We start from the raw sequence: 9511 nt of genomic DNA, 5'->3' as shown, positions 1-9511 counted from the left end.
CCCGTACCGCCGCCGCAGGACGCTGCGCAGGAGCGGCCCGAGGCGCGGCTCGAGCGGGCCGTGCGGGCGGCCGAGCAGGCCCTGATCGAGTACGAGATCGCCGTCGAGACCTTCCGCGTCGAGGTGGAGAACTTCTCACGGCTGCACCACCAGAAGCTCGGCCCCATGTACGCCCGGCTCGAAGAGCTCGACGCCCTGATCGCCGAGGCGAAGGCCGCGCGCACCGGGGACCCGGACGACCTGCGGACCGCCCAGGAGCTGCGTGCCCGGGTGCTGCCGATGCCCGATGTGTCCGAACTGTTCAACGAGTGGATCGACTCCGACGGTCTCTCCCCCGAAGCCGCCGCGATGCTCAACGAGCAGCCGGTGCGGGCGCCCGAACGGGTGCGGCCCAGCGACGAGGCCCGCAAGCTCTACCGCGACCTCGTACGCAAGGCCCACCCGGATCTGGCCCAGGACGACAAGGAGCGGGCCCGGCGTGACGAGTTCATCGCCCGGGCCAATGCCGCCTACGCCCGAGGCGATGAGCCGCTGCTTCGCGAGCTCACCGAGGAGTGGGCGGCCGGTCCCGTACCGCCGGAGCAGCAGCCCAGTGAGAGCGAGGAGCTGTACGCACGCCTCGAATGGCTCGCACGGCGCAAGGAGCTCCTGTCCGTGGTCGCACGCGATCTGGAGGAGGGCCCGATCGGGTCCATGCTGCGGATGGCGCCCGACGACCCGGACCGCCTGCTCGAGCAGATCGCCGATCAGCTGATCGCGCAGGTCGGCGAGCGTGAGGCGGAGCTGGCGTCGCTCGCGGAGTAGCCGACGCGGCCGACTCCGGCGGCGCAGACGTGGTGGACGGCTCCGGCCGGGCTGATGCCGGGACCGGGGCAGGCGCGCGGTCGGGTAGCGTCGGGGCATGGTTTTCGGTTCTGGTGTGCCCACGGTCGGCGTCGACGCGCTGAACGACAGCGACTTCCTGGTGGACGTCCGTGAGGACGACGAGTGGCAGGCGGGCCATGCCCCGCACGCGCTGCACATCCCCATGAGTGAATTCGTCGCCCGCTACGGCGAGTTGACCGAGGCGGCGCCGCAGGACGGCAAGGTGAACGTCATCTGCCGCTCCGGCGGACGCTCCGCCCAGGTCACGATGTACCTCGTGCAGCAGGGCATCGACGCGGTGAACGTCGCCGGCGGTATGGAGTCCTGGCACGCGGTCGGCCGCCCCGTCGTGGACGACAAGGGGCAGCCGGGCTTCGTCGTCTGAGCCCGGACGTACAGGCCGGGCACCTGCGAGCGGGTGCCCGGCTTCGGCATGCTCAGGCCAGCGTGTGCGTGGCAAGCAGCTCGCCGAGGGCCTCCTCGTGGGCCGCGGCCGGCCCGAGCGAAAGCTCCAGCTGCTTGGCCCAGGCGTGATAGCGGTGCAGTGCGTAGTCGGTGTCGGCGCCGAAGCCGCCGTGCAGATGCTGGGCGGTCTGCACCACCCTGCGGACGCCTTCCGAGGCCCAGATCTTCGCCACCGCGATATCGCCCTCGGCCGGCAGCGCCCCGCCCGCGCCCGTGGAGATACGCCAGGCCGCCTGCCAGAGGGTGACCTCCATGGCGCGCAGATCGATGAAGCGGTCCGCGGCCTGCATGGCCACCGCCTGGAACGTGGCCACCGGGTGCCCGAACTGCTCCCGCTTGCTGGTGTATTCGCTGGTCATGCCCAGCACACCTTCGCCGAGGCCGAGCGCGAGCGCACACGTACCGGTGGCGAGCAGCTGGTGCAGGGACTCCCAGGCGCCGTCGGCGTCGATGACGTCGGTGGCGGCGATCCGTACGGACTCCAGGCGGAGTTCGGCGAAGCGTTCGCCCGAGGTGGAGAACTGCTCGGCGAGCGTGAGCCCGTCCTGGACCCGGGGCACGAGCGCGAGCACGGTGCGGCCGTCGGAGGTGTGCGCGGGAACGACCGTGTAGTCCGTGGTGTGCGCCCACGGCACCCCGGTCTGCAGTCCGTCGAGCACCCAGTCGGTGCCGTCGGGGCGTGCGGAGACGGCGAGTTCGGCGCTGTCGTGGCCGGTGCGGCCGTTGGCGGCGACGGTGAGGACCGTGGTGCCGTCGGCCACGCCCGGCAGGATCCGGGCCTTGGCCGCGGAACTCCCGTATGCCTCAAGGGTCTTGGCGGCCGCGGTGGACTCCAGAAGCGGTACGCGGGCCAGTACCTTCGCCGATTCGCGCAGGACGAGGCAGAGGGCGATGGCGTCGAGGCCCGCCCCGTCGTATGCGTCCGAGAGCAGCAGACTCAGCACGTCCGCCTCGGCGAGCTTGGCCCACAGCGCGCGGTCGAAATCGTCGGCGACGGCTCCGGGGGTCAGGGCCGGACTCGGCACCGCGTCCACGTCCACGCCGGCGAAGACCGCCTTGGCCGCCTCGACGGCCGCCTGCTGCTCTTCGGTGAAGTCGAAGTCCACTGCCTGTCCTCCCGTGCGCGCCGGCTCTGTCCGACGGCGCCCGGGAATACGGGCACCGTCATCTGACGGACCGTCAAGATAGAACAGGTTCTAGCGGATTGGAATGGCCCCGCCGAGACGGGATGGCCCGCCGAGACGGGATCGCCCGCCCGGCAAGGGCAGGGCTCGGCTCGACTCGGCTCGGCTCGGCTCGGCTCAGCGGTGGGCCTCAGCGGTCGAAGTCCAACTCCACCTGTTCCGTGGCCGGATGGGACTGGCAGGCCAGGACATAGCCCGCGTCCGTCTCCTCCGGCTCCAGCGCATAGTTGCGGTCCATCCGCACCTCACCGGAGACCAGGAAGGCGCGGCAGGTGCCGCAGACCCCGCCCTTGCAGGCGTACGGAGCGTCCGGACGGTTGCGCAGCACGGTCTCCAGAAGGGACTCGCCGTCCTGGACCGGCCAGCTCCCCGACCGGCCGTCGAGCTGCGCCGTCACCCGGCTGTGTGCCACGACGGGCGCCTGCGAGGCCGCCGGGGCCGTACCGGAGTCCACATGGAAGATCTCCTCGTGGATCCGCGCGCGCTCCACCCCGAGCCCCCGCAGCGCGCGCTCGGCGCCCTGCACCAGGCCGAACGGTCCGCACAGAAACCATCCGTCGATCCGCTCGACGGGCAGCAGCGCAGGCAGCAGCCCGGTCAGCCGCTCCTCGTCGAGCCGGCCCGACGGGAGGCCCGCCTGCTGCTCCTCCCGCGACAACACGGTGACCAACTGGAAGCGCTGGGGATAACGGTCCTTGAGGTCGGCCACCTCCTCCAGGAACATCGTCGAGGCAGCGCTGCGATCACTGCGTATCAGACAGAAACGAGCCTCCGGCTCCCGCGCGAGAAGCGTCGCGGCGATGGACAGCACCGGTGTGATGCCGCTGCCGCCGACGACCGCGGCGAAGTGCCCCGGCCGCGGCTCCAGGGTGAACCGGCCCGCGGGGGTCATCACGTCGAGCGTGTCGCCGACGGCGATCTCCTTGTGCGCGTACGTGGAGAACTCGCCGCCGTCGACCAGGCGTACGCCCACGCGCACCTCGGCGGGACCGTCCGCCCCGAGCACGGGCGAGCACACCGAGTACGTACGACGGATCTCGGCGCCCTCCGCATGGCGCCGTATCGCCAGATGCTGGCCCGGCGCATAGCGGTACTCCGCGCGGAGCTCCGGCGGCACGGCGAAGGTCAGGGCCACGGAGTCGTCGGTGAGCCGGTCGACCGCGGTCACGCGCAGAGCGTGGAACCGGGACTTGGCAGGGGCCCCCATCACAACTCCTTGAAGTGGTCGAACGGTTCACGGCAGCTCACGCACCGCCGCAGCGCCTTGCACGCGGTGGACGAGAAGCGGCTGAGCAGCTCCGTATCGATGGAGCCGCAGTGCGGACAGCGCACGGCGAGCGTCAGCGGTATCGGACCGTCCGCCGGCTGCGGCCGGGGCGGGGCGATGCCGGACGCGGCGAGCTTGCGCCGGCCCTCAGCGGTGATGTCGTCCGTGGTCCAGGCCGGTGCGAGCACTGTCCGTACCGTCACCTCGGGCACGCCCTCGGCATGCAGCACGTCCTCGATATCGCAGGACATCGCCTCGACGGCGGGGCAGCCCGTATACGTCGGAGTGATCTCGACGCGGACCTCGCCGGGACCGAACATCCGCAGATCGCGCAGTATCCCGAGGTCGCCCAGGGTGACCATCGGCAGCTCGGGGTCGGGCACGGCTCCCGCGAGCTCCCAGAGCCGCTGCTCCAGGGGGGTGCGCTCGCGGGTGCGTTCGGCGGTCACCACGACGCCCCCGGGTGGCTGCGGTGCAGATGCTGCATCTCGGCGAGCATCCGCCCGAACGGCTCCGTGTGCAGCCCTTCGCGTCCCGCGCCCGCGGCCCATGCCCCGGTGCGCGGACCTTCCGGCACCCGCAGGGTGGCGCGCTCGATCACGGAGGTGACCGAGGAGCTCCAACGAGCTTCCAGCTCCTGCCATTTGACCGACTCCAGGCCGTCGACCGGCCGGAACATCTCCCCGGTGTAGCGCCACAGCGCATCGAGCCCGCGCTGCATCCGCGCCTGGCTCTCGTCCGTGCCGTCGCCGAGGCGGAGCGTCCACTGCTCGGCGTGGTCCTGGTGGTACGCCACCTCCTTGACCGCCTTGGCGGCGAGCGGCCCGAAGACCCGATCGCCGGCCAACGCCTCGTACAGGAAACGCTGGTAGGTGGAGAAGAGGAGCTGGCGGACGATGGTGTGGGCGAAGTCGCCGTTCGGCTGCTCGACCAGCTGGAGGTTGCGGAAGGCGCGCTCCTCGCGGAGATACGCCAGCTCGTCCTCGTCACCGGCCATCGAGAGCAGCACCCGGGCCTGGCCGAGCAGGTCGAGGGCGATATTGGCGAGCGCCACCTCCTCCTCGAGCACCGGCGCGTGGCCGGCCCACTCGGCGAGGCGGTGGGAGAGCACCAAGGCGTCGTCGCCGAGCACCAGAGCGGCGCCGGTCGTGCCGGACACGGTCGCGGTCACAGGTGCTTCACCCCGTCCGGGATCTCGTAGAACGTCGGGTGCCGGTACGGCTTGTCGGCGGACGGCTCGAAGAACGGGTCCTTCTCGTCCGGCGACGAAGCGGTGATCGCGGTGGACGGGACCACCCAGATCGAGACGCCTTCGCTGCGCCGCGTGTACAGATCGCGGGCATTGCGCAGGGCAAGCTCCGCATCCGGTGCGTGCAGGCTGCCGGCGTGGGTGTGCGAGAGCCCGCGCCGCGAACGTACGAACACCTCCCACAAGGGCCAGTCGCCGCTCATGCCGTCGCCTCCTGCTCGTTCTGCGCGCTGCGTGCCGTGGTGCGCTCGGTGTGCTTCGCGGCGTGTGCGGCAGCCGCGTCCCGTACCCAGGCGCCGTCCTCATGGGCCGTGCGGCGCTGGGTGATCCGCTGCTCGTTGCACGGACCATTGCCCTTGAGGACATCCCAGAACTCGGTCCAGTCGATGGCCCCGAAGTCGTGCTGCCCCCGCTCCTCGTTCCACTTCAGATCCGGATCGGGGAGGGTGAGGCCGAGCGCCTCGGCCTGCGGGACGGCGATGTCGACGAAGCGCTGGCGCAGCTCGTCGTTGGAGTGGCGCTTGATCTTCCAGGCCATGGACTGCGCGGAGTGCGAGGACTCGTCGTCCGGCGGGCCGAACATCATCAGCGACGGCCACCACCAGCGGTTCACCGCGTCCTGCGCCATCGCGTGCTGTGCCTCGGTGCCGCGGCTGAGCGTGAGCAGCAGCTCGAAGCCCTGGCGCTGATGGAAGGACTCCTCCTTGCAGATCCGCACCATCGCGCGGGCGTAAGGACCGTAGGAACAGCGGCAGATCGGCACCTGGTTGGTGATCGCCGCGCCGTCCACGAGCCAGCCGATCGCGCCGACGTCGGCCCAGGTCAAGGTGGGGTAGTTGAAGATCGAGGAGTACTTCTGGCGGCCCGCGTGCAGCTTGTCGAGGAGCTCTTCGCGGCTGGTGCCGAGGGTTTCGGCCGCGCTGTACAGATACAGCCCGTGTCCCGCCTCGTCCTGGACCTTGGCGATCAGGATCGCCTTGCGGCGCAGTGAGGGCGCGCGCGTGATCCAGTTGGCCTCCGGCTGCATGCCGATGATCTCGGAGTGCGCGTGCTGCGCGATCTGGCGCACCAGCGTCGCGCGGTAGGCGTCGGGCATCCAGTCCCGCGGTTCGATCCGCTCGTCGGCGGCCACGGCGGCGTCGAACACCGCTGTACGGTCAGCGTCCACCGCCGTCTGACCAGCGTCTGTCACCGTCGTCATGCCCGGCCCCCTTGCCTCGGCACTCGATCTCCGGACTGTCCGCGTCTTCGCGGTCGCCTTGATCAATCTACCGACCGATCGTTCGGTTCGCTTGGTTTCCATGGTGGGACCGGCGGCCGTAGGGTGTCAACCCTGTGGATAACGTCACGACAGCTGTGCGTGGCGACCGACGCTGAGTACCGTTCCGACCCGTGGCGGCAGAGGCGGATGGGGATCGGGGCGGAATGGACGCGTACGACGAGGACACGGGCGCGGGCCCGGGGTCCGAAACTGCGGCTCCGCCCGCAGTGGGGGGTCCGGAAACCGCGGCTCTGCCTGCAGCGGCGGAGGGTTCGTCGGCGTTCGCGTCCGACCTGACCGAACGCAGCCCGGAAGTCAGCCCGCCGCCCAGGCCCGAGGCGGACCCGGCGCCGGCGGACCCGGCGTTGTCAGTGGGTGCCGATAGCCTTCAAGGGGCTCGGCCCCCGGGAGGGCGGGGTCTGTCCGGCGAACCCGGCCCACCCGGCGGGCTCACCGCCCTCACCCTCCCCTACCAGCTGGCCGCCGCCCTGGTTCTCGCCGTGGTCGCGGTGGTCGGTGCAGTGCATCTCGGCATGGTGTTCCTGCACGTGGCCCCGTCGAACAGTGCTTCCAGGGAGTACGGGGAAGCGATGGACGGCTGGATATACCCGGAGTTCGAGCAGAACTGGAAGCTGTTCGCCCCCAACCCGCTGCAGCAGAACGTGGCCGTCCACGCCCGCGCCACGGTGCGCACGGAGGGCGGCCACTTGCGTACGACCGGCTGGATCAACCTCTCCGCACAGGACGGCGCCGCGATCGACGGCAATCTGCTGCCCAGCCATACACAGCAGAACGAACTGCGCCGCGCCTGGGACTTCTACAACGGCTCGCACACCAGCGAAAACGTCTCCAACGGTCTGCGCGGCGACCTCTCCGAGCGCTATCTCCGCCGGATCGCTCTGCTCCGCTTCGACCGCGAACCGCTCGGCGGCACCGTCGAGCGCATTCAGCTGCGCTCCTCCACGACCAATGTGCAGCCGCCCAAGTGGAGCGCGGAGAAGATCGACTCGAAGCCGTCCTTCCGTGAGCTGCCCTGGTGGACGATCACGTCCCGCGACCGTGAGGTGAGCGACCGATGAGCAGCTATGAGCGGCCGACGAGCGGCAGTCACGAGCGACCGATGAGCAGCAGCTATGAGCAGCCCCTGGCGAAGCGCCGCTTCGACCAGTCCGTGGCCAACGGTGTGCTGCGGGTCACGGGCGCCGCGCTGGGCCCGTATCAGAGCGCCGTCATCCGGATCGGCTTCTCGCTGACCTGGTTGCTCTTCCTGCTGCGCGAGTTCCCGCACCGCCATGAGCTCTATGGGCCCGACGGGCCCTGGGGCTGGGACATGGCGCAGCAGCTGATCGCGGACAACCACGCCTTCACCGTGCTGATGTGGGACGACGGGCGCGGCTGGTTCGAGTTCGTCTACCTCGTGGCCGTGCTGTCCAGCGCCCTGCTCATGGTGGGGTGGCGGACCCGGACGATGTCCGTGCTTTTCATGGTCGGGGTGCTGTCGCTGCAGAACCGCAGCGTGTTCATGGGCGACGGCGGCGACAACGTCATCCATCTGATGGCGATCTACCTGGTCTTCACACAGTGCGGCCGGGTCTGGTCGCTCGACGCCCGGCGGGCGGTCCGCAGGCCCGAGGGCGACGACCGGGTCGGCCCTCTGCTGTGGACGGTGCTCGGCGGGCTGCTGCTCTTCGGCACATTCACCGGCAAGTTCGACTGGGAGACCGAGCTTCCCTGGAATCTGCCGATCGTGCCGTACCTGTTGTGGGGTGTCTGGCTGGGGACCGCCCTGAGCTGGTGCGTCAGGCGGTACGGGAGCGAGCAGCCGCGGATCCTGGCGGATGTCGTCCGCAATCTGCTGCACAACACGGCGCTGGTCGTGATCATGGCCGAGGCCTGTCTGATCTACGCCACGGCCGGCTGGTACAAGATCCAGGGCGGCCGCTGGCAGGACGGCACGGCGGTGCACTACCCGCTGCACCTCGACTACTTCTCGCCCTGGCCCGCCCTCTCCGAGCTGCTCTCGTCGTTCGCCCTGCCGCTGCTTCTGATCACCTACGGCACGGTCGCGGTCCAGGTCGCCTTCCCCTTCACGCTGTTCAACCGGCGCGTGAAGAACGTGCTGCTCGCCGCGATGATCACCGAGCATGCGGTGATCGCGGTGATCCTCGGGCTGCCGTTCTTCTCGCTTGCGATGATCGCCGCGGATGCGGTCTTCCTGCCGACCACCTTCCTGCGCCGGCTCGAACGTCTCGCCACTCGGGTACGGGGCCGGGTGCTGCCCCGGCGTGGTGCGGGGCTGCCCGCGCAGCGTGCGGACGAGGAGGATCACCGCCGGGTGGAGCGGGAGCCGGAGAGCGTCGAGCACGCGCGCGCGTAGGCTGCACGCCATGAGCGTGGGCAAGGCCGGTACGGAGAGCACGGATGTCGTACGACGATGGCGTGCCCACGCCGACGACTGCGTGCTCCTCGACGGCTTCCACGCCCTGAAGCACGCTCTGCGCTTCGGTGCGGAGATTCCGCTCGTGCTCACGTCGGACCGGCAGGGCGCCCTCGACCTCGCCGCGGATCTTGCCCCGGATGTCGCCGGGGCGCTGGCCGCGCGGGCCGTCGACGTACCCGATGACGTGCTGCGCACGCTCGTGCCCCGGCTGCATCCGACGCGGGTCGCGGCGCTGGCGGTACGGCCCTCCCGTACCGCGCGGCTCGCGGCGCTGTCCGACACCGCGCGCCGTGCGCCGGTCGTCGTGCTCGACCAGCCGCGCAACCTCGGCAACGCGGGGGCCGTGATCCGTCTCGCCGCCGGGTTCGGGGCGACCGGGGTGGTCACCACGGGGCCGTTGGATCCGTGGCACTCCACGGTTGTACGGGGAGCGGCGGGGCTGCACTTCGCCACGGCGGTCGAGCAGTTGAGTGTCCCGGAGCTGCCGGCCGGGCCGCTGTTCGCTCTCGATCCCGAGGGCAAGGACATTCGCTCGTACGTGCTGCCCGATGATGCGTTGCTCGCCTTCGGGTCGGAGCGCAGTGGGATCTCGCCCGAACTGCGGGATCGTGCGGACCACTTGGTGTCTCTGCCGATGCGGTCGCAGGTGTCCAGCTACAACCTGGCGACCAGTGTGGGGATGACGCTGTTCCACTGGTCGGCGGGGCACGAGTTCGGCTGAGCCGGTTCGTTGTCGGGTGCGGGTGCGGGTGCGGGTGCGGGTGCGGGTGCGGGTGCGGGT

The 9511-nt window shown here is 70.5% G+C and carries 12 protein-coding genes; 5 read left to right on the top strand and 7 right to left on the bottom strand.

Going from position 1 to position 9511, the window contains the following annotated elements; genetic code table 11:
• Positions 1-804 (top strand): J domain-containing protein (locus tag G6045_RS36475; RefSeq protein WP_165336518.1); only part of this gene is annotated, 804 nt, incomplete at its 5' end.
• Between the two features lie 97 nt (positions 805-901).
• Positions 902-1249 (top strand): rhodanese-like domain-containing protein, encoded by a 348-nt coding sequence (locus G6045_RS36470; protein WP_165336517.1) that lies wholly within the window; start codon positions 902-904, stop codon positions 1247-1249.
• 52 nt (positions 1250-1301) lie between these two features.
• Here the strand turns inward: G6045_RS36470 and G6045_RS36465 are convergent, their stop codons facing one another.
• From G6045_RS36465 to G6045_RS42260, 7 genes are all read right to left on the bottom strand, one after another.
• Positions 1302-2435 carry an acyl-CoA dehydrogenase family protein gene (locus G6045_RS36465; protein WP_165336516.1) on the bottom strand — a complete coding sequence of 378 codons (1134 nt, stop codon included), beginning with the start codon at positions 2433-2435 and terminating at the stop codon, positions 1302-1304.
• Between the two features lie 208 nt (positions 2436-2643).
• Positions 2644-3720 (bottom strand): 1,2-phenylacetyl-CoA epoxidase subunit PaaE, encoded by a 1077-nt coding sequence (paaE, locus tag G6045_RS36460; RefSeq protein WP_165336515.1) that lies wholly within the window; start codon positions 3718-3720, stop codon positions 2644-2646.
• A complete protein-coding gene (paaD, locus tag G6045_RS36455) occupies positions 3720-4232 on the bottom strand; it encodes a 1,2-phenylacetyl-CoA epoxidase subunit PaaD (protein ID WP_328708033.1) in 513 nt (170 codons plus the stop codon). Before paaD ends, paaE begins: the two co-directional genes overlap by 1 nt.
• Positions 4226-4951 (bottom strand): 1,2-phenylacetyl-CoA epoxidase subunit PaaC, encoded by a 726-nt coding sequence (gene paaC, locus G6045_RS36450; protein WP_165336513.1) that lies wholly within the window; start codon positions 4949-4951, stop codon positions 4226-4228. The genes paaD and paaC overlap by 7 nt, the downstream gene beginning before the upstream one ends.
• A complete protein-coding gene (gene paaB, locus G6045_RS36445; RefSeq protein WP_165336512.1) occupies positions 4948-5232 on the bottom strand; it encodes a 1,2-phenylacetyl-CoA epoxidase subunit PaaB in 285 nt (94 codons plus the stop codon). Before paaB ends, paaC begins: the two co-directional genes overlap by 4 nt.
• Entirely contained in the window at positions 5229-6230 is a 1002-nt protein-coding gene (paaA, locus tag G6045_RS36440; RefSeq protein WP_165336511.1) for a 1,2-phenylacetyl-CoA epoxidase subunit PaaA, read from the bottom strand. The genes paaB and paaA overlap by 4 nt, the downstream gene beginning before the upstream one ends.
• 428 nt (positions 6231-6658) lie before the next feature.
• Entirely contained in the window at positions 6659-6817 is a 159-nt protein-coding gene (locus G6045_RS42260) for a hypothetical protein (RefSeq protein ID WP_328708032.1), read from the bottom strand.
• Positions 6818-6823: 6 nt separating this feature from the next.
• Between G6045_RS42260 and G6045_RS42255 the strand changes: the two genes are divergently transcribed.
• From G6045_RS42255 to G6045_RS36425, 3 genes are read left to right on the top strand one after another with little or no spacing between them, the layout of a single operon-like run.
• Positions 6824-7369, top strand: a complete 546-nt coding sequence (locus tag G6045_RS42255) for a DUF5819 family protein (RefSeq protein WP_408056408.1) — start codon at positions 6824-6826, stop codon at positions 7367-7369.
• A 41-nt stretch (positions 7370-7410) separates the two neighbouring features.
• Positions 7411-8667, top strand: a complete 1257-nt coding sequence (locus tag G6045_RS36430) for an HTTM domain-containing protein (protein WP_165336519.1) — start codon at positions 7411-7413, stop codon at positions 8665-8667.
• A 10-nt stretch (positions 8668-8677) separates the two neighbouring features.
• A complete protein-coding gene (locus G6045_RS36425) occupies positions 8678-9451 on the top strand; it encodes a TrmH family RNA methyltransferase (protein ID WP_165336509.1) in 774 nt (257 codons plus the stop codon).
• Positions 9452-9511: the final 60 nt, after the last annotated feature.

Origin of the sequence: Streptomyces mesophilus, from assembly GCF_011044995.1 — a bacterium.
Classification (GTDB): domain Bacteria; phylum Actinomycetota; class Actinomycetes; order Streptomycetales; family Streptomycetaceae; genus Streptomyces; species Streptomyces mesophilus.
This window is presented reverse-complemented; position numbering and strand designations above follow the sequence as displayed.